The sequence below is a fragment of the Pseudomonas sp. LBUM1674 genome, assembly GCF_059695635.1.
Map to the genome: position 1 here is coordinate 5049201 of NZ_CP166779.1, position 19921 is coordinate 5069121.

Sequence of the window (19921 nt, forward strand, 5' to 3'; positions counted from 1 at the left end):
TTTGTTAGTACGCGCTTATTCAGGCATTTCAAGCGGGCTTGGCGAGATGATCACGCCGTTGTTGTCCGCATAAATGTAATGGCCTGGATGGAACGTCACGCCGGCAAAAGTCACGGCCACGTTGAGATCGCCGATACCGCGCTTGTCGGTTTTCATCGGGTGACTGGCCAGGGCCTGAACCCCCAGCTCGGTTTGCGCGATGACATCGACGTCACGGATGCAACCGTAGATCACCAGCCCTTCCCAGCCGTTTTTCGCGGCTTTCTCGGCCAGCAAGTCGCCCAGCAGTGCCCGGCGCAGCGAACCGCCGCCGTCGACTACCAATACCTTGCCGTCACCCTTGAGCTCGACCTGCTCCTTGACCAGCGAGTTGTCTTCGAAGCACTTGATGGTCACGATTTCGCCGCCGAAGGAATCATGGCCGCCGAAATTGCTGAACATCGGTTCCAGCACCTGCACCAGCTCCGGATAGGCGTCGCACAGGTCAGGCGTGAGGTAATGTTTCATCGAGAAACTCCTGTAAAGAGGAAGGCAAGCACGAACATCACTGAGGGCACAGCAATCGAAAATGACCAGAACAGCTCAACGCGTCATATCTTAGCCGCAAGCCGATCAGAGCGAAATGCCCTTGTTAGAGCATCAGGCCCGGATCACTGAAGACAAATCCGGGTTTACATCCAGCAAGGGCGCCTGTTGATCCGCCAGCCAGCGTGCAACCAATGGCCAGACTTCGGCCTGGGCCGCTTTGCTGACGAGCATTTCCACGTGACCGAAATTATCGCCAAAGCCTTGGTCGCGACCCAGGGTAATGAATTGTTTGTGCTCGGAACCGACCTGATCGAACAGTTTACGACAGGCCCAGGCCGGATCCTGATGGTCACCCGTGGCACTCACGGCCAGCACTGGCAACTGGACGTCGGCCAGTCCGGCCCACCAATCCTTGTCGGCATCGCCAAAACGCCCGAACAAGCCATACCAGCGCATGCTTTCCAGGGCCAGGCCAATCGGCTCGTCCTCCGGGCCGCGCTTGAGCCGCGACCCCGACAGCTGGGCAAAACGTTTGAGAATGAAGCGCCCGCCCCATTCCACCGGCGGAAGCTTCAACGGCCAGTACGTGCGGCTGACTTGCGTGCCAAAAAATGCCGCAGAAGCCACGACCGGTTCACCGATGTACTCACCGCCCAGTGCCGCGGCCAGCGTAATACCCCCCAGGGAGTGACCGATCCAGTGCGGGACCTGGTCACTTTGCTCACGCACGAAGGCGCCAATGGCCGGCAGATCGTATCGAGCGTAGTCGGCAACACGGTTATTGCGATAGTTCTGGTTGCGCTGAGACAAGCCATGGCCGCGCATTTCTGCAATCCACACATCAAAGCCCAGGCGCGCCAGATAAGCGCCCAGCCCCAGGCCTTTGGGGGAAAACCAGAACCGTCGATTGGAAAAGCTGCCGTGCAACAGGATCACCGGCACGCCACGCACGGCGGGCTCGTCGGCCATGCCGAGACGGGTCACAGCCAGTTCGACGGTGCCGTCGGGGCTGTTGCCGGGTTTCAAACGATAGACGTCTTCGCTCAGATCACCGCGTCGTTCGGCGCTGATCAGGGCGACAGGAAATAGGTTGCTGCTGCTTTGCATAATGCTCTTGCACAAAAAAGGGCGGCTTCCAGAGGAGCCCGCCCTACTTGAATCTTAAAGCCCCGGCCAGTGTGGGAGCGAGCCTGCTCGCGAAGGACGCCAGAACAACGCGTTTATCCAGCCAATACGCGTTATCGTTTACGACCTTCGCGAGCAGGCTCGCTCCCACAGAGAGCGAGCCCTTTCATACAGCATCAAGCCGAAGCTTGACCTTCAGCCAGGAAGAACCAGGTTTCCAGCACGGAATCGGGGTTCAACGAAACGCTTTCAATGCCCTGTTCCATCAGCCATTTGGCCAGATCAGGGTGGTCCGAAGGGCCCTGACCGCAAATGCCGATGTACTTGCCAGCCTTGTTACAGGCCTGAATCGCGTTGGCCAGCAGCTTCTTGACCGCCGGATTACGCTCGTCGAACAGGTGCGCGATGATCCCGGAGTCACGGTCCAGGCCCAGGGTCAGCTGGGTCAGGTCGTTGGAGCCGATGGAGAAACCGTCGAAGAACTCGAGGAATTCTTCAGCCAGGATCGCGTTGGACGGCAGTTCGCACATCATGATCACGCGCAGACCGTTGTCGCCACGGGCCAGGCCGTTTTCGGCCAGCAGGTCGACGACCTGGCTCGCTTCGCCCAAGGTACGCACAAACGGCACCATGATTTCAACGTTGGTCAGGCCCATCTCGTTGCGCACGCGCTTGAGGGCACGGCACTCAAGCTCGAAGCAGTCGCGGAACGCTTCGCTGATGTAACGCGAAGCACCGCGGAAGCCCAGCATCGGGTTTTCTTCTTCCGGCTCGTAGAGTTTGCCGCCGATCAGGTTGGCGTATTCGTTGGACTTGAAGTCCGACAGACGCACGATGACCTTTTTCGGGTAGAACGCTGCAGCCAGGGTGCTGATGCCCTCGACCAGTTTCTCGACGTAGAAGCCGACCGGGTCGTCGTAACCGGCGATGCGCTTGTCAACGCTGTCCTTGATGTCCTGCGGCAGGCCGTCGTAGTTCAACAGCGCCTTGGGGTGAACACCGATCATGCGGTTGATGATGAACTCCAGACGGGCCAGGCCCACACCGGCGTTCGGCAGTTGCGCGAAGTCGAAGGCGCGGTCCGGGTTGCCGACGTTCATCATGATCTTGAACGGCAGATCCGGCATGGCATCCACGGAGTTCTTCTTGATGTCGAAGCCCAGTTCGCCTTCGAAGATGTAACCGGTGTCGCCTTCAGCGCAGGACACGGTCACGCCCTGGCCGTCTTTCAACAACTGGGTGGCGTTGCCGCAACCGACCACGGCCGGGATGCCCAGCTCGCGAGCGATGATCGCCGCGTGGCAGGTACGGCCACCACGGTTGGTGACAATGGCGCTGGCGCGCTTCATGACCGGTTCCCAGTCCGGGTCGGTCATGTCGGAGACCAGTACGTCGCCTGGCTGGACCTTGTCCATCTCGGACACGTCCTTGATGATGCGGACCTTGCCGGCGCCGATGCGCTGGCCGATGGCGCGACCTTCAACCAGCACGGTGCCGGTTTCTTTCAACAGGTAGCGTTCCATGACGTTGGCCGAGGTACGGCTCTTCACGGTTTCAGGACGGGCCTGAACGATGTAGAGCTTGCCGTCGTCGCCGTCTTTGGCCCATTCGATGTCCATCGGGCACTTGTAGTGCTTCTCGATGATCATCGCTTGCTTGGCCAGTTCGCTGACTTCGGCATCGCTCAGGCAGAAACGGGCGCGATCGGCCTTGTCGACGTCGATGGTCTTGACCGATTTACCGGCCGTGGCGACTTCGCCGTAGATCATCTTGATGGCCTTGCTGCCCAGGTTGCGACGCAGGATGGCCGGACGACCGGCTTCCAGCGTGCCTTTGTGGACATAGAACTCATCCGGGTTCACCGCGCCTTGTACGACGGTTTCACCCAGGCCGTAGGCGCCGGTGATGAACACCACGTCACGGAAGCCCGATTCGGTATCGAGGGTGAACATCACGCCGGCAGTACCGGTTTCGGAGCGGACCATGCGCTGCACGCCGGCCGACAGGGCCACCAGCTTGTGGTCGAAGCCCTGGTGGACACGGTAGGAAATGGCGCGATCGTTGAACAACGAGGCGAACACCTCCTTGGCGGCGCGAATGACGTTTTCGACGCCACGGATGTTCAGGAAGGTTTCCTGCTGACCGGCGAAGGAAGCGTCCGGCAGGTCTTCAGCGGTAGCCGAAGAGCGCACGGCCACGGCCATGTCAGGGTTGCCGGCCGACAGCGTGGCGAACGCGGTGCGGATTTCGGCGTTGAGCTTCTCGGGGAATTCGGCTTCCATGATCCATTGACGGATCTGCGCACCGGTCTTGGCCAGGGCGTTCACATCGTCGACGTCCAGGGCGTCGAGCGCGGCATGGATCTGATCGTTCAGGCCGCTCAGCTCCAGAAAATCACGATAAGCCTGAGCTGTCGTGGCGAAGCCACCGGGCACCGATACACCGGCACCGGCCAGGTTACTGATCATCTCGCCCAGGGATGCGTTCTTGCCCCCTACGTGCTCTACATCATGGACGCCGAGCTTATCGAGGGAAACTACGTACTCTACCAAGGTGATCTCTCCACTAACTGTGTTGGAAAAGCTCAGAAGCCGGCTGCTACAGGGAGCATTTGCCGGCTGTATGGCCTGGACCTGGAAAATAAGTGAGAATGCAGGCCACTGGCGGCCGGCAAATCGCGCCTATCATATCCAAGATTCGTTACTAGCTTAAGGCCCAAGGTGCAAATGAAACGATCTGCTTTCTTTATCTCCGATGGTACCGGCATTACAGCCGAAACCCTGGGTCAAAGCCTCCTGGCGCAGTTCGAAAACATTACCTTCAGCAAATTCACGAAGCCGTACATCGACAACGCGGATAAAGCGCGGGTCATGGTACAACAAATCAACAAAGCCGCCGAAAACGATGGCTTTCGGCCGATCATCTTCGACACCATCGTCAATCAGGACATCCGTGAGATCCTCGCAACGTCCAATGGTTTCATGATCGACATTTTCTCGACCTTTCTGGCGCCTCTTGAACAGGAATTGACCGAGCATTCCTCCTACACCGTCGGCAAGTCCCACTCCATAGGCAGCAATTCCAACTACATGGAGCGGATCGAGGCGGTGAACTTCGCCCTGGACAACGACGATGGCGCCCGTACGCACTATTACGACAAGGCCGACCTGATCCTGGTGGGCGTGTCCCGTTGCGGCAAAACCCCGACCTGCCTGTACATGGCCATGCAGTTCGGCATCCGCGCGGCCAACTACCCGCTGACCGAAGACGACATGGAGCGCCTGCAACTGCCGACGGCCCTGCGCACCCACCAGCACAAGCTGTTCGGCCTGACCATCGACCCGGACCGCCTCACCGCAATCCGCCACGAGCGCAAGCCCAACAGCCGCTATTCGAGCTACGCCCAGTGCGAGTTCGAAGTGCGCGAGGTGGAGAACCTGTTTCGTCGGGAGAATATTCCGCACATCAATTCCACGCACTTCTCCGTTGAGGAAATTTCGGCGAAGATCCTGGTGGAAAAAGGGGTCGAGCGGCGGTTCAAGTAGTTTTTCGGCGACAGTTACACCGCCATCGCGGGCAAGCCCGCTCCCACAGGGGTCTGTGTTGAATGCAAAATTTGCAAACAACGCAGAACCTGTGGGAGCGGCGGTGCGGCGATCCGACTTGCCCGCGATTGAACGATGACGCGGTGCAACTAGATAACAAACAAATCCACAAACCGATTCACCGGTGTGGCCTCAAGCTTCGCCTGGTCTTTGCACAACGCAAAGATCTCGGCGCTGCGCTGCACGGTGAAGCGCGTCGCCAGGTTGGCCTTGAACTTGTCTTCCAGCAGCGGGATGCCGTCGGTACGTCGCCGGCGATGGCCGATCGGGTACTCGACCACCACGTTTTCGGTGCTCGAGCCGTCTTTGAAAAACACCTGCACCGCGTTGGCGATAGAGCGCTTGTCGGCTTCCAGGTATTCGCGGGTGTAGCGCGGATCTTCGACGATGACCATTTTCTCGCGTAGCACATCGATGATCGGATGCGCCCGGTGGAAGTCATCTTCGTACTGCTCGGCCACCAGATTGCCGAAGGCCAGCGGCACGGCCGTCATGTACTGGATGCAGTGATCACGGTCGGCGGCATTGGCCAACGGGCCGACCTTGGAAATGATGCGGATGGCCGACTGGTGGGTGGTGATGACGATCTTGTCGATTTCGTGCAGGCGATTCCTGACTTGCGGATGCAGGGTCACCGCCGCTTCGCAGGCCGTTTGCGCATGGAATTCGGCCGGGAAACTGATTTTGAACAGCACGTTTTCCATCACATAGCTGCCCAATGACCGGGAGAAACTGAAAACTCGCTTGTCCTCAGGCTTGAGCGCCAGATCGTTGTTGGTGTGACTGAACAATACGTCGTAAAAACCCCACTGTTTGGCGGTCAGCACGCCGGGAATGCCCATTTCACCGCGCATCGCGATGTCCGCCAGACGCACGCCACGGCTGGACGCGTCGCCCGCCGCCCAGGATTTTCGCGATCCGGCATTCGGCGCGTGACGGTAAGTGCGCAGTGCCTGACCGTCGGCGAAGGCGTGGGATAACGCGGACAGCAACTGCTCGCGATTGGCCCCCATCAGTTTGGCGGTGACCGCTGTCGAGGCGACTTTCACCAGGATGACGTGATCGAGGCCTACGCGATTGAAGGAGTTTTCCAGCGCGATGATGCCCTGGATCTCATGGGCCATGATCATGGCTTCAAGCACCGTGCGAACGGTCAGCGGTGCCTCGCCATTGGCCAGGCGTTTTTGCGACAGGTGGTCCGCCACCGCGAGAATGCCGCCAAGGTTATCGGACGGATGGCCCCATTCGGCGGCGAGCCAGGTGTCGTTGTAATCGAGCCAGCGGACGATGCAACCGATGTCCCAGGCGGCTTTGATCGGGTCGAGACGGTAACTGGTGCCGGGAACGCGGGCGCCAAAAGGGACGACGGTGCCCTCCACAATGGGGCCCAGGTGCTTGGTGCATTCGGGGAAGCGCAGGGCCAGCAGGCCGCAGCCGAGGGTGTCCATCAGGCAGTTGCGGGCGGTGTCGAGGGCTTCTTTGGACTCGATGTTGAAGGTCAGGACGTAATCGGCGATGTCCTGCAGGACCCTGTCGTAGTCGGGGCGGTTGTTCAGGTCGACGTTGGCGCTCATGTTCGATTCACTCGGTCGGTGGTTCGTTGATGGGACCTCGGTTCAGGGCATTCTCAGTGGGTTACTGCTTTCTTATTTTGGAATACGGTCAACTGTGGGAGCGAGCTTGCTCGCGATGACTGAATCACATCCAACACTGCTGTCGACTGACTCACCGCTATCGCGAGCAAGCTCGCTCCCACAGGGTTTTGTGTTTATCTCTGGATTCGGGTTAGAAAGAATCGCCCGGCACGCGGACGTAGCCTTCCATCAATACCCGCGCGCTGCGGCTCATGATGGCCTTGTTTACGGTCCATTCACCGTTTACCAGGCTAGCCTCGGCGCCCACGCGCAACGTGCCGGATGGATGGCCGAAGCGCACAGCGTTGCGTTCGATACCGCCCGCGGCGAGATTCACCAACGTGCCGGAAATCGCCGCCGCCGTGCCAATGGCAACCGCCGCCGTGCCCATCATCGCGTGGTGCAGCTTGCCCATCGACAGCGCGCGCACCAGCAGGTCGACATCACCCGCCGCAATCGCCTTGCCGCTGGATGCCACGTAATCCGCCGGTTTGGCCACGAACGCCACCTTGGGCGTGTGTTGACGCTTGGCCGCTTCGTCCAGATCCTTGATCAAGCCCATGCGCAGCGCGCCGTAAGCCCGAATGGTTTCAAACATCAGCAAGGCCTTCGGATCACTGTTGATCGCGCCTTGCAGCTCGGTGCCGGTGTAGCCGATATCTTCGGCATTGACGAAGATGGTCGGGATGCCGGCATTGATCATGGTCGCCTTGAAGGTCCCGACCCCGGGCACTTCAAGATCATCCACCAGGTTGCCGGTGGGGAACATCGAACCACCGCCGCCCTCTTCTTCCGCCGCGGGGTCCATGAATTCGACTTGCACTTCGGCGGCCGGGAAGGTCACGCCGTCGAGTTCGAAGTCGCCGGTTTCCTGCACTTCACCGTTGGTGATCGGCACGTGGGCGATGATGGTCTTGCCGATGTTGGCCTGCCACACCCGAACTATGGCCACGCCGTTGTGCGGGATGCGGCTGGCGTCCACCAGGCCGTTGCTGATGGCAAACGAACCGACCGCCGCCGACAGGTTGCCGCAGTTGCCGCTCCAGTCGACAAAAGGCTTGTCGATGGAGACCTGGCCAAACAGGTAATCGACGTCGTGATCGGCCTTGATGCTTTTCGACAGGATCACGGTTTTGCTGGTGCTGGACGTCGCGCCGCCCATGCCGTCGATTTGCTTGTCGTAGGGATCGGGACTGCCGATCACGCGCAACAACAGCGCATCACGCGCCGGGCCGGGAACCTGTGCCGCTTCGGGCAGGTCTTGCAGGCTGAAGAACACGCCTTTGCTGGTGCCGCCGCGCATGTAGGTGGCGGGGATTTTGATCTGAGGTGCGTGAGCCATGGTGCTGCTTACTCCTTACCTAAAAAACAAACACGGGACCTAAAGTCCCGTGCCCGCAAAGCGCGTGTTAAACGGCAACCGCCGATTCTTCGAGGAAGTCCTGGGCAAAGCGTTGCAACACGCCGCCGGCCTCGTAGATCGACACTTCTTCGGCGGTGTCGAGGCGGCAGGTCACCGGCACTTCGACGCGTTCGCCGTTCTTGCGGTTGATCACCAGCGTCAGCTCGGCACGTGGGGTGCGTTCGCCGATCACGTCATAGGTTTCGCTACCGTCGATGGCCAGGGTGTGGCGGTCGGTGCCCGGCTTGAACTCCAGCGGCAACACGCCCATGCCCACCAGGTTGGTGCGATGGATGCGCTCGAAACCTTCGGCCGCAATCGCTTCCACACCCGCCAGGCGCACGCCTTTGGCTGCCCAATCCCGGGACGAGCCCTGGCCGTAGTCGGCGCCGGCGATGATGATCAGCGGCTGCTTGCGTTCCATGTAGGTTTCGATGGCTTCCCACATGCGCATCACTTTGCCTTCCGGCTCGACGCGGGCCAAAGAACCCTGCTTGACCTTGCCGTTTTCCCGGACCATTTCGTTGAACAGTTTCGGGTTGGCGAAGGTGGCGCGCTGGGCGGTCAGGTGGTCGCCGCGGTGGGTCGCGTACGAGTTGAAGTCTTCTTCCGGCAGGCCCATTTTCGCCAGGTATTCGCCGGCGGCGCTGTCGAGCATGATCGCGTTGGATGGCGACAGGTGATCGGTGGTGATGTTGTCCGGCAGCACCGCCAGCGGGCGCATGCCCTTGAGCGGACGCGCGCCGGCCAGAGCGCCTTCCCAGTACGGCGGACGGCGGATGTAGGTGCTCATTTCGCGCCAGTCGTACAGCGGGGTCACTTTCGGACCGGTGTCTTCGTGGATGGCGAACATCGGGATGTAGACCTGGCGGAACTGCTCCGGCTTGACCGACGCCTTGACCACCGCGTCGATTTCTTCGTCGCTCGGCCAGATGTCTTTCAGGCGGATTTCCTTGCCATCCACCACGCCCAGCACATCTTTTTCGATGTCGAAACGGATGGTCCCGGCGATGGCGTAAGCGACCACCAACGGCGGCGAAGCAAGGAAGGCGTTCTTGGCGTACGGGTGAATCCGGCCGTCGAAGTTGCGGTTACCGGACAACACGGCAGTGGCGTACAGGTCGCGGTCGATGATCTCTTGCTGGATCACCGGGTCCAGCGCACCGGACATGCCGTTGCACGTCGTGCAAGCGAAGGCGACGATGCCGAAACCGAGTTGTTCCAGCTCGCTGGTCAGGCCGGCCTCGTCGAGGTACAGCGCCACGGTTTTCGAACCCGGCGCCAGGGACGACTTGACCCACGGCTTGCGGGTGAGCCCGAGCTTGTTGGCATTGCGCGCCAGCAGGCCGGCGGCAATCACGTTGCGCGGGTTGCTGGTGTTGGTGCAACTGGTGATGGCGGCGATGATCACCGCGCCGTCCGGCATCTGGCCGGGCACTTCGGTCCACTGGCCGGAGATGCCTTGAGCCGCGAGATCCGAGGTGGCGACGCGGGCGTGCGGGTTGCTCGGGCCGGCCATGTTGCGCACCACCGAGGACAGGTCAAAGGTCAAACCGCGCTCGTATTGCGCGCCCTTCAGGCTGTCGGCCCACAGGCCTGTAATCTTGGCGTAGTTCTCGACCAACTGCACTTGCTCGTCTTCACGACCGGTGAGCTTGAGGTAGTCGATGGTTTGCTGGTCGATGTAGAACATCGCCGCGGTGGCACCGTATTCCGGGGCCATGTTGGAAATGGTTGCGCGGTCGCCGAGGGTCAGCGCGGAGGCGCCTTCGCCGAAGAACTCCAGCCACGCGCCGACGACTTTTTGCTGACGCAGGAACTCGGTCAGCGCCAGCACCATGTCGGTGGCGGTGATGCCCGGTTGCAGCTTGCCCGTCAATTCGACGCCGACGCTTTCCGGCAGACGCATCCACGATGCGCGGCCGAGCATTACGCTTTCCGCTTCCAAACCGCCGACACCGATGGCGATCACGCCCAGTGCATCGACGTGCGGGGTGTGGCTGTCGGTGCCGACGCAAGTGTCGGGGAACGCCACGCCATCGCGCACCTGGATCACCGGAGACATTTTCTCCAGGTTGATCTGGTGCATGATCCCGTTGCCCGGCGGAATCACATCAACGTTCTTGAAGGCCTTTTTGGTCCAGTTGATGAAGTGGAAACGGTCTTCGTTGCGACGGTCTTCGATGGCGCGGTTCTTCTCGAACGCCTCCGGATCGAAGCCACCGCGCTCGACGGCCAGGGAGTGGTCGACGATCAATTGCGTCGGCACCACCGGGTTCACTTGCGCCGGGTCGCCACCTTGCAGGGCGATGGCGTCACGCAGGCCGGCAAGGTCGACCAGCGCGGTCTGGCCGAGAATGTCGTGGCACACCACACGGGCCGGGAACCACGGGAAGTCGAGGTCGCGTTTGCGCTCGATGAATTGCTTCAGGGATTCGGTGAGCGTGGCCGGGTCACAGCGGCGCACCAGGTTTTCCGCCAGCACGCGGGAGGTGTACGGCAGAGTGTCGTAGGCGCCAGGCTGGATGGCTTCGACAGCCGCACGGACGTCGAAGTAATCCAGATGGCTGCCGGGCAGCGGTTTACGGAATTCAGTGTTCATCGTCAGGACTCGGTCACGGTGGTTTCAAAAGGTGGGGCCTGGCACGGCACCTGAAATGAACACAATCCACTGTGGGAGCGAGCTTGCTCGCGATTGCGGTGGGTCAGCCGACATCAATGTCGGATGTGACTCAGTCATCGCGAGCAAGCTCGCTCCCACAGGGATCTGCATTGAATTCAGATCCCTGTGCAGGCCTTCACCATTCAGCGTTGTTCGATTGGCACGAACTTGCGCTGTTCGACGCCGACGTATTCGGCGCTCGGGCGGATGATGCGGTTGTTGGCCCGTTGCTCAAACACATGCGCCGCCCAGCCGGTCAGGCGCGAGCAGACGAATATCGGAGTGAACAACTTGGTCGGAATGCCCATGAAGTGATAGGTCGACGCATGGTAGAAGTCGGCGTTCGGGAACAGTTTCTTCTGCTCCCACATGGTCTTGTCGATGGCTTCGGAGACCGGGAACAGCACCGTGTCGCCCACTTCGTCAGCGAGTTTTTTCGACCAGGCCTTGATCACCTCGTTGCGCGGATCGTTGTCCTTGTAGATCGCGTGACCGAAGCCCATGATCTTGTCCTTGCGCTCGAGCATGCCGAGGGTGCCCTTGATCGCCTCCTCCGGCGAGCTGAAACGTTCGATCATTTCCATCGCCGCTTCATTGGCGCCGCCGTGCAGCGGACCGCGCAGGGTACCGATGGCTGCGGTGACGCAGGAGAACAGGTCGGACAAGGTCGAGGCGCACACTCGCGCGGCGAAGGTCGAGGCGTTGAACTCGTGCTCCGCATAGAGGATCAGCGAAACGTTCATCACCTTGACGTGCAACTCGCTCGGCTTCTTGTCGTGCAGCAGGTGCAGGAAGTGACCGCCAATGGTCTGTTCGTCGCTGACGCAGCTGATGCGCTTGCCGTCGTGGCTGAAGCGATACCAGTAGCACATGATCGCCGGGAACGCGGCCAGCAGGCGGTCGGTCTTGTCGTGCTGCTCGGAGAAGTCGTTCTCCGGTTCGATGTTGCCCAGGAACGAGCAACCGGTGCGCATCACGTCCATCGGGTGGGCGTCGGCGGGGATGCGTTCCAGCACTTCTTTCAAGGCTTGCGGCAGGTCGCGCAGCTTGCCCAGTTTGCTGATGTAGGCGGCGAGTTGCGCTTGGGTCGGCAGTTCGCCGTACAGCAGCAGGTAGGCCACTTCTTCGAATTGGGCGTCAGCCGCCAGTTCGCGAACGTCGTAGCCGCGATAGGTCAGGCCTGCGCCCGGATGGCCCACGGTGGACAGGGCGGTTTGCCCGGCAACCTGGCCACGGAGCCCGGCGCCACTGAGTACTTTTGCTTCGGCCATTGCTGTCTCCAGTTTTTCTTGAATTTGTCAGGGAATCGGCAAATTGTGATTCATCAGGTTATTCGGGTAATGCCGAAAAGATCGCAGCCTCGCTTCGCTCGACAGCTCCTACATGAACCGCGTTCGGCAGCAACCCTGTAGGAGCTGTCGAGTGAAACGAGGCTGCGATCTCTTGTTCTTCATTTTTTAGCAGCAAACAACGCATCGAGCTTCTGCTCGAAGGTGTGGTAGTCGATGCGATCGTAAAGCTCCATGCGCGTCTGCATGGTGTCGATGACGTTCTGTTGCGTGCCGTCGCGGCGGATCGCGGTGTAGACGTTTTCGGCAGCCTTGTTCATGGCGCGGAAGGCCGACAGCGGGTACAGCACCAGCGACACGTCGGCGGCGGCCAGCTGCTCGGTGGTGTACAGCGGCGTCGCGCCGAACTCGGTGATGTTGGCCAGGATCGGCGCTTTCACGCGGCTGGCGAACAGCTTGTACATCTCCAGTTCGGTGATGGCTTCCGGGAAGATCATGTCGGCGCCGGCCTCGATGCACGCCGCGGCGCGATCCAGGGCCGATTCCAGGCCTTCCACCGCCAGGGCGTCGGTGCGGGCCATGATCACGAAGCTGTCGTCGGTACGGGCATCGACCGCGGCCTTGATGCGATCGACCATTTCCTGCAGGGACACGATCTCTTTATTAGGACGGTGACCGCAGCGCTTGGCGCCGACCTGGTCTTCGATGTGAACCGCCGCCGCGCCGAACTTGATCATCGACTTGACGGTGCGCGCGACGTTGAACGCCGAGGAACCAAAACCGGTATCCACGTCCACCAGCAGCGGCAGGTCGCAGACGTCGGTGATGCGACGCACATCGGTCAGCACGTCATCGAGGCCGGTAATGCCCAGGTCCGGCACGCCGAGGGAGCCGGCAGCCACCCCGCCACCGGACAGATAGATAGCCTTGAAACCGGCGCGCTTGGCCAGCAGCGCGTGGTTGGCGTTGATCGCGCCGACCACTTGCAGCGGATGTTCGCTGGCGACCGCATCGCGGAAACGCTGGCCTGGAGTGCTCTTGTTGGAACTCATGACTCACCTCGTTCAGTGGCTGTCGGGTTAACGCCGTCCTGGTAGTGACGGGCGATATTGCGTTTGGACGCGCCGATGTGGCGGCGCATCAACAACTCGGCCAGCTCTCCGTCACGGTCGGCGATGGCGTCGAGAATCCGGTGGTGCTCGGCAAAGGCCTGGCGTGGACGATTGGGCGTGGTGGAAAACTGGATGCGGTACATGCGCACCAGTTGATAGAGCTCGCCGCAGAGCATCTGGGTCAGGGTGCGGTTGCCGCTGCCCTGGATGATTCGGTAATGAAAGTCGAAATCGCCTTCCTGCTGGTAGTAGCCGACACCGGCCTGAAACGCCGCATCGCGCTCGTGGGTTTCGAGGACCCGGCGCAGTTCGTCGATTTCTTCAAGGGTCATGCGTTCGGCCGCCAGACGGCAGGCCATGCCTTCGAGGGATTCGCGGATTTCGTAGAGTTCCAGCAGCTCGGCGTGGTTGAGCGACACTACCCGCGCGCCGACGTGAGGTATGCGCACCAACAGGCGCTGGCCTTCCAGGCGGTGGATCGCCTCACGCAACGGGCCGCGACTGATGCCGTAGGTGCGCGCCAGTTCCGGCTCGGAGATCTTGCTGCCCGGAGCGATTTCGCCTTTGACGATGGCCGCCTGAATGCGTCGGAAGACATTCTCGGAAAGGGTTTCCGAATCGTCCTGCGCAATGACCGGCGGATCGAGTTGATCCAACATATTGTCGACACCTTGATAACCAATGCCGCAAAAACTAACGAATACAGGCCGTATAGTCAAAGGATAATTGGGTATTGTCGACAATCGTCTAATAACCGTCTGCATTCCATCAACGCAGTCGCGCGGTTTATAGCCACCCGTCAGCGCTGGCGCCATAAAACCACCGTGCTAGAATGCCGGCCGCATTTGTTTGTGACATCTGCACGGCTTGTCATCGTTGATAGGCATACGAGGGAGCTTGCGCAGCGATGCCAGTGCCTTGAATTGAAGTATGGACCGCCGCGCACCAGGATTTATGAGACTCAAGCCCTTCCCCGCATTCCTTTTTATGCTTTGCCTGCCCGGTTTTGCCGCGGCGGGGGAAAAAACCGTGTACGGCCTCAATGAGTACGCCTCGCTGGACGGCATCAACCTGGAAGTCGCCGCCAAACTCGACACCGGGGCGAAAACCGCCTCCCTGAGTGCCCGCGACATCAAACGCTTCAAACGCAATGGCGAGTCCTGGGTGCGCTTCTACCTGGCCATCGACGCCGCCCATTCGCACCCGATCGAACGGCCGCTGGCCCGGGTCAGCAAGATCAAGCGCAGGGCCGGTGACTACGATCCGGAAGCCGGCAAGAAGTACACCGCCCGTCCGGTGATCGAGCTCGATATCTGTATGGGTTCGGCTTTACGCAGCATCGAAGTGAACCTAACCGACCGAAGCGCCTTCCAATACCCGCTCTTGATCGGCTCCGAAGCCCTGAAACGCTTCGATGCGCTGGTCGACCCCAGTCTTAAATACGCTGCTGGCAAACCCGCCTGCGCCACCGACGCACATACCGCAGAGTAATTCCAATGCGCTCTCTTACCCTCCATCTGAAACTGCTGATCGCCATCCTGGTGGTGCTGGGCATTTCAGTTACGGCCTATCAGATCTTTGTGCTCGGCATTCCCGTGACCGAAGACGCCACCGACGACTTGTGGAACATCGACGCCAAGGTCGAGTTCGTCGCCAGCACCAAGGACCCGGTCAAGATCCAGATGTTCGTGCCGCCGCTGAGCCGCGATTACGTCAGCCTCAACGAGAGTTTCATTTCCAATAACTACGGCGTGGCGGTGAACCGGGTTGACGGCAACCGCAAGGTCACCTGGTCGGCGCGTCGGGCCAAGGGCAACCAGACCCTTTATTACCGCCTGGTGCTGACCAAGCGTTATAGCGGCGAAAAATTGAAGATCAAGGGCCCGACCTTCCGCGACAGCATTGCCGTGGAAGGCCCGGAAAAAATCGCCGCCGAAGCCCTGCTCGCACCGATCCGCCAGCACTCGGCCGACGTCGAGACCTTCATCGGCGAAGCCATCAAGCGCGTCAACAACGTCAACGATGACAATGTGAAGCTGCTGCTGGGCGGCGATCCGTCCACCGCGAACAAAGCCAAAATAGTCGAGCTGGTACTGTCCATCGCCCACGTGCCGGTGGAAAAGGTCCACACCATTCGTCTGGTGGCCGACCAACCGCAACTGCCTGAACTCTGGCTGCGCAGTTTCAACGGCACCGACTGGCTGTACTTCAACCCGGAAACCGGCGAACAGGGCCTGCCGACCGACCGCCTGCTGTGGTGGACCGGTGACGAAAACCTGATCACCGTCGATGGCGGCAAGAAAGCCACTGTCACCTTCAGCATGAACAACAGCGAAATGAACGCCATTCGCCTGGCCAAGCTGACTGACGAAAACACCGACGCCAACTTCCTCGAGTACTCGTTGTACGGCCTGCCGCTGCAAACCCAGCAGACCTTCATGATCATGGTGATGATCCCGATCGGCGTACTGGTGATCCTGATCCTGCGCAACCTGATCGGCATCCAGACCCTGGGCACCTTCACCCCGGTGCTGATCGCCCTGGCCTTCCGCGAAACCCAGCTTGGCTTCGGCATCGTGCTGTTTACCGTCATTACAGCGCTGGGCCTGTCGCTGCGTTCCTACCTTGAACACCTGAAGCTGCAAATGCTGCCGAGGCTGTCGGTGGTACTGACCTTCGTGGTGGTGCTGATCGCGACGATCAGCCTGCTCAGCCATAAACTCGGCCTCGAACGCGGGTTGTCGGTGGCGCTGTTCCCGATGGTGATTCTGACCATGACCATCGAACGCCTGTCGATCACTTGGGAAGAACGCGGCGGCGGCCATGCCATGAAGGTGGCGATCGGTACGTTGTTCGCCGCGGCCCTGGCGCACCTGATCATGAGCGTTCCGGAGCTGGTGTATTTCGTGTTCACCTTCCCGGCGATCCTGTTGATCCTGGTGGGTTTCATGCTGGCGATGGGTCGTTATCGCGGCTACCGCCTGACCGAACTGGTGCGCTTCAAGGCCTTCCTGAAGAAGGCTGACGCCTGATGTTCGGCCTCTGGAAGACCTGGAAGGCCCTGGAAGCCCGGGGCATCATGGGGATCAATCGGCGCAACGCGGACTACGTGCTCAAGTACAACAAGCGCAGCCTGTACCCGATCGTCGATGACAAGATCATCACCAAGGAGCGCGCCATCGCCGCCGGCATTCATGTGCCGGAACTCTATGGCGTGATCTCCACCGAGAAGGAAATCGACAACCTCGACGAGATCATCGGCGGGCGCAACGACTTTGTGGTCAAACCGGCCCAGGGCGCCGGCGGTGACGGCATCCTGGTGATCGCCGACCGCTTCGAGGGGCGCTACCGCACGGTGTCCGGCAAGATCATCAGCCACGAGGAAATCGAGCACCAGATTTCCAGTATCCTGACCGGCCTCTATTCGCTGGGCGGTCATCGCGACCGGGCCCTGATCGAATACCGCGTGACCCCGGACCAGATCTTCAAGAGCATCAGCTACGAAGGCGTGCCGGACATCCGCATCATCGTGCTGATGGGCTATCCGGTGATGGCCATGCTGCGCTTGCCGACCCGTCAGTCCGGCGGCAAGGCCAACCTGCACCAGGGCGCTATCGGCGTCGGTGTCGACCTCGCCACCGGCCTGACCCTGCGCGGCACCTGGCTGAACAACATCATCACCAAACACCCGGACACCACCAACGCGGTGGACGGCGTGCAACTGCCCTATTGGGACGGCTTCATGAAACTCGCCGCCGGCTGTTATGAGTTGTGCGGACTGGGTTATATCGGAGTCGACATGGTCTTGGACCAGGAAAAAGGCCCACTGATTCTTGAGCTCAACGCCCGTCCCGGGTTGAACATTCAGATTGCCAATGATTGCGGCCTGACGTTGCGTACCCATGCCGTTGAAGCGCGGCTTGAAGCATTGAAGGCTCGCGGGATCAGCGAAACGGTTGAGGAGCGGGTGGAGTTTGTCCAGGAGATGTTCGGGCATATTCCTGCGGTCGAGGGCTGATCCGGAACCGAGTCGCGCCCTTCGCTGCGGTGCGGCGATCCGACAAGCCAGCTCCTACACAGGGATGGCGCTGAACCTTGTAGGAGCTGGCTTGCCAGCGAAGACGGCCTGACAGCCAGCACACCACTCAACCCCGCCGCCAATCTGCTAACCCCCCGACATCCCCCACAAAGGAGTATGCAATCCCCTGTGGGAGCGAGCCTGCTCGCGAAGACGGCCTGACAGCCAACACACCCACCCAACCCTGCCGCCAATCTGCCAATCCCCGACATCCCCTCTAGGAGCATTCCCCCGAGGAGACTACAATCGCCACCCCGCCTCGATGGCTGATCCGCCCCGCCCATGTTGACCTGTTCCGTACACCCGCTTCCCTATCGCGCCAATCCCGCCGACTACTTCGCGGCGATTCGGCATGCCCCCGGTGCCGTATTGCTCGACAGTGGTCGGCCGACTGCCGATCGCGGTCGCTATGACCTGCTCAGCGCCTGGCCGCTGGAACAACTGGCCGTATTGCCTGACGAAAGTGGTGGCGATTTCCTGCAGCGCCTGCGCGATAACCTGACACGGCTGGGTGAAGCCGCGCTGCCGTTTGACTTGCCTTTCGCCGGCGGCTTGATCGGCTACCTGAGTTATGACTTCGGCCGTCGCCTGGAGCATCTGCCGAGCCTGGCGCAGGACGATCTGCAATTGCCGGATGCGCGTTTCGGGCTCTATGACTGGGCACTGATCAGCGACCACCAATTGAAGACCAGTCAGCTGGTATTTCACCCGACACTGATCGACAGCGAGCGGCAACGTCTGATTGCCCTATTCAGTCGCCCCGGAATGGAACCGATCGAGCCTTTCAAACTGAAAGCACCGATGAGTGCCGACTTGAGCGCTGACGAGTATCGCCACGCGCTGGAGCTCATTCAGCACTATATACAGGCCGGTGACTGCTATCAGGTCAACTTCGCCCAGCGTTTCCGCGCGCAATGCCAAGGCGACCCGTGGGCCGCCTATTGCGCATTGCGCGCAGCCTGCCCGACGCCGTTTTCCGGCTTCCAGAGCCTGCCCGATGGCGGCGCGGTGCTGAGCCTGTCGCCGGAGCGTTTCGTCAAAGTCAGCGAACGCCACGTGGAAACCCGCCCGATCAAAGGCACCCGCCCTCGCGGCCTGACCGCTGCCGAAGATGCGGCGAACGCCGCCGAACTGTTGGCCAGCCCCAAGGACCGCGCGGAAAACCTGATGATCGTCGACTTGCTGCGCAATGACCTGGGTCGCACTTGCCGCATCGGCTCGGTGCGGGTGCCGGAGCTGTTCAGCCTGGAGAGCTACCCGAACGTGCATCACCTGGTGAGCAGCGTGACCGGAGAACTGGCGGATGAACGGGACGCCCTGGACCTGATCGCCGGCAGCTTCCCGGGTGGCTCGATTACCGGCGCGCCGAAGATACGGGCGATGCAGATCATCGATGAACTCGAGCCAACCCGACGCGGGTTGTATTGCGGTTCGTTGCTGTACCTGGACGTGCGCGGCGAGATGGACAGCTCCATCGCCATTCGCAGCTTGCTGGTCAAGGATGGGCAGGTATGTTGTTGGGGCGGTGGCGGGATCGTCGCCGATTCCGAATGGCAGGCCGAGTATCAGGAATCGATTACCAAGGTGAAGGTGTTGCTCGATACCCTGCAAAACCTGAAACCGATCCATCGACCAACACCGTCCATATAGGAGCTGCCGCAGGCTGCGATCTTTTGACTTTGCTTCAAAGGCAAGATCAAAAGATCGCAGCCTGCGGCAGCTCCTACAGGATCGGGTTTACAAGGATAGGGCTCGATTGGAGGCTCTGATGAACTCCTGCTTCAGCTCTTCAAAACTGTGCACCGCCGGAAACTGCGGAAACTCGCGAATCACATTGTCCGGCGCATGGAACAGAATCCCTGCATCCGCCTCGCCCAGCATCGTCGTGTCGTTATAGGAATCCCCTGCCGCAATCACTCGATAGTAGAGGCTCTTGAAGGCCAATACCGACTGGCGTTTGGGATCTCTCTGACGCAACTGATAGCTGGTCACCCGACCGGAGTCATCCGTTATCAGGCGGTGGCAAAGCAAGGTCGGGAAGCCCAGCTGACGCATCAGCGGCTGGGAGAATTCGTAGAAGGTGTCCGACAGAATCACCACCTGAAACCGCTCACGCAGCCAGTCGACGAACTCGATGGCACCGTCCAGCGGCTTGAGCGTGGCGATCACTTCCTGGATGTCGGACAGCTTCAGGCCATGTTCGTCGAGAATCCGCAGGCGCTGCTGCATCAACACGTCGTAGTCGGGGATGTCCCGGGTGGTGGCCTTGAGGGATTCGATCCCGGTTTTTTCGGCAAAGGCGATCCAGATTTCCGGGACCAGCACACCTTCAAGATCCAGACAGGCAATTTCCACGAGACACTCCCATTTGTATTGATTATTGAGTCGAGCGAGCAAAAGGACTGCCGAACTCTAGCGACTCGGGCTGGCCTGCGCAACGCAGAGGGCGCGCCAGTCGCTGCAGGATTTTGTTACCATCAACCCCA

The 19921-nt window shown here is 60.5% G+C and carries 15 protein-coding genes; 5 read left to right on the forward strand and 10 right to left on the reverse strand.

What is annotated here, in order from left to right; all coding sequences use genetic code 11:
• Positions 1–15 precede the first annotated feature (15 nt).
• From rraA to ppsA, 3 genes are all read right to left on the reverse strand, one after another.
• On the reverse strand, positions 16–507 hold the full coding sequence (gene rraA, locus ACA067_RS23065; RefSeq protein ID WP_150764331.1) for a ribonuclease E activity regulator RraA: 492 nt from the start codon (positions 505–507) through the stop codon (positions 16–18).
• 132 nt (positions 508–639) lie between these two features.
• Positions 640–1635 (reverse strand): alpha/beta fold hydrolase, encoded by a 996-nt coding sequence (locus ACA067_RS23070; protein ID WP_497458652.1) that lies wholly within the window; start codon positions 1633–1635, stop codon positions 640–642.
• Positions 1636–1829: 194 nt separating this feature from the next.
• Positions 1830–4205, reverse strand: coding sequence for a phosphoenolpyruvate synthase (ppsA, locus tag ACA067_RS23075; RefSeq protein WP_497458653.1), 2376 nt, complete (start codon positions 4203–4205; stop codon positions 1830–1832).
• 174 nt (positions 4206–4379) lie between these two features.
• Between ppsA and ppsR the strand changes: the two genes are divergently transcribed.
• Positions 4380–5198: a posphoenolpyruvate synthetase regulatory kinase/phosphorylase PpsR gene (gene ppsR, locus ACA067_RS23080; RefSeq protein WP_497458654.1), complete on the forward strand. Its 819-nt coding sequence runs from the start codon at positions 4380–4382 to the stop codon at positions 5196–5198.
• Positions 5199–5347: 149 nt separating this feature from the next.
• On the opposite strand, the gene prpD is transcribed toward ppsR, so the two are convergent.
• The 6 genes from prpD to ACA067_RS23110 form a co-directional block, all read right to left on the reverse strand.
• The gene (gene prpD, locus ACA067_RS23085; protein ID WP_497458655.1) at positions 5348–6832 is read right to left on the reverse strand and encodes a 2-methylcitrate dehydratase; all 1485 of its coding nucleotides are present in this window, start codon (positions 6830–6832) and stop codon (positions 5348–5350) included.
• Positions 6833–7043: 211 nt separating this feature from the next.
• On the reverse strand, positions 7044–8234 hold the full coding sequence (gene prpF, locus ACA067_RS23090) for a 2-methylaconitate cis-trans isomerase PrpF (protein WP_497458656.1): 1191 nt from the start codon (positions 8232–8234) through the stop codon (positions 7044–7046).
• A gap of 67 nt (positions 8235–8301) precedes the next feature.
• Positions 8302–10896, reverse strand: coding sequence for a Fe/S-dependent 2-methylisocitrate dehydratase AcnD (acnD, locus tag ACA067_RS23095; protein ID WP_497458657.1), 2595 nt, complete (start codon positions 10894–10896; stop codon positions 8302–8304).
• A gap of 203 nt (positions 10897–11099) precedes the next feature.
• Entirely contained in the window at positions 11100–12227 is a 1128-nt protein-coding gene (prpC, locus tag ACA067_RS23100; protein WP_497458658.1) for a bifunctional 2-methylcitrate synthase/citrate synthase, read from the reverse strand.
• A 179-nt stretch (positions 12228–12406) separates the two neighbouring features.
• The gene (gene prpB / locus ACA067_RS23105; RefSeq protein ID WP_497458659.1) at positions 12407–13297 is read right to left on the reverse strand and encodes a methylisocitrate lyase; all 891 of its coding nucleotides are present in this window, start codon (positions 13295–13297) and stop codon (positions 12407–12409) included.
• Positions 13294–14013, reverse strand: coding sequence for a GntR family transcriptional regulator (locus tag ACA067_RS23110; RefSeq protein WP_178084770.1), 720 nt, complete (start codon positions 14011–14013; stop codon positions 13294–13296). The genes prpB and ACA067_RS23110 overlap by 4 nt, the downstream gene beginning before the upstream one ends.
• Positions 14014–14311: 298 nt before the next feature.
• On the opposite strand from ACA067_RS23110, the gene rloA reads away from it, so the two are divergent.
• The 4 genes from rloA to pabB all read left to right on the forward strand — a co-directional run bounded on the left by rloA (position 14312) and on the right by pabB (position 19085).
• Complete coding sequence (rloA, locus tag ACA067_RS23115; RefSeq protein WP_497458660.1) at positions 14312–14848, forward strand: retropepsin-like aspartic peptidase RloA; 537 nt, start codon at positions 14312–14314, stop codon at positions 14846–14848.
• A 5-nt stretch (positions 14849–14853) separates the two neighbouring features.
• Positions 14854–16389: an osmotic stress tolerance membrane protein RloB gene (rloB, locus tag ACA067_RS23120; RefSeq protein WP_497458661.1), complete on the forward strand. Its 1536-nt coding sequence runs from the start codon at positions 14854–14856 to the stop codon at positions 16387–16389.
• On the forward strand, positions 16389–17375 hold the full coding sequence (locus ACA067_RS23125; RefSeq protein WP_497453243.1) for an alpha-L-glutamate ligase-like protein: 987 nt from the start codon (positions 16389–16391) through the stop codon (positions 17373–17375). Before rloB ends, ACA067_RS23125 begins: the two co-directional genes overlap by 1 nt.
• Before the next feature lie 342 nt (positions 17376–17717).
• A complete protein-coding gene (gene pabB / locus ACA067_RS23130) occupies positions 17718–19085 on the forward strand; it encodes an aminodeoxychorismate synthase component I (RefSeq protein ID WP_497458662.1) in 1368 nt (455 codons plus the stop codon).
• Between the two features lie 87 nt (positions 19086–19172).
• Here pabB and thrH read toward each other — a convergent pair whose 3' ends face one another.
• Positions 19173–19790, reverse strand: a complete 618-nt coding sequence (thrH, locus tag ACA067_RS23135; RefSeq protein WP_497458663.1) for a bifunctional phosphoserine phosphatase/homoserine phosphotransferase ThrH — start codon at positions 19788–19790, stop codon at positions 19173–19175.
• Positions 19791–19921: the final 131 nt, after the last annotated feature.

Bases quoted from the DNA above. Each gene is read 5' to 3' on its own strand.
- rraA (WP_150764331.1), bottom strand. From the start codon at position 507: ATGAAACATTACCTCACGCCTGACCTGTGCGACGCCTATCCGGAGCTG.
- ACA067_RS23070 (WP_497458652.1), bottom strand. From the start codon at position 1,635: ATGCAAAGCAGCAGCAACCTATTTCCTGTCGCCCTGATCAGCGCCGAA.
- ppsR (WP_497458654.1), top strand. From the start codon at position 4,380: ATGAAACGATCTGCTTTCTTTATCTCCGATGGTACCGGCATTACAGCC.
- prpD (WP_497458655.1), bottom strand. From the start codon at position 6,832: ATGAGCGCCAACGTCGACCTGAACAACCGCCCCGACTACGACAGGGTC.
- prpF (WP_497458656.1), bottom strand. From the start codon at position 8,234: ATGGCTCACGCACCTCAGATCAAAATCCCCGCCACCTACATGCGCGGC.
- acnD (WP_497458657.1), bottom strand. From the start codon at position 10,896: ATGAACACTGAATTCCGTAAACCGCTGCCCGGCAGCCATCTGGATTAC.
- prpC (WP_497458658.1), bottom strand. From the start codon at position 12,227: ATGGCCGAAGCAAAAGTACTCAGTGGCGCCGGGCTCCGTGGCCAGGTT.
- prpB (WP_497458659.1), bottom strand. From the start codon at position 13,297: ATGAGTTCCAACAAGAGCACTCCAGGCCAGCGTTTCCGCGATGCGGTC.
- rloA (WP_497458660.1), top strand. From the start codon at position 14,312: ATGAGACTCAAGCCCTTCCCCGCATTCCTTTTTATGCTTTGCCTGCCC.
- rloB (WP_497458661.1), top strand. From the start codon at position 14,854: ATGCGCTCTCTTACCCTCCATCTGAAACTGCTGATCGCCATCCTGGTG.
- ACA067_RS23125 (WP_497453243.1), top strand. From the start codon at position 16,389: ATGTTCGGCCTCTGGAAGACCTGGAAGGCCCTGGAAGCCCGGGGCATC.
- pabB (WP_497458662.1), top strand. From the start codon at position 17,718: ATGTTGACCTGTTCCGTACACCCGCTTCCCTATCGCGCCAATCCCGCC.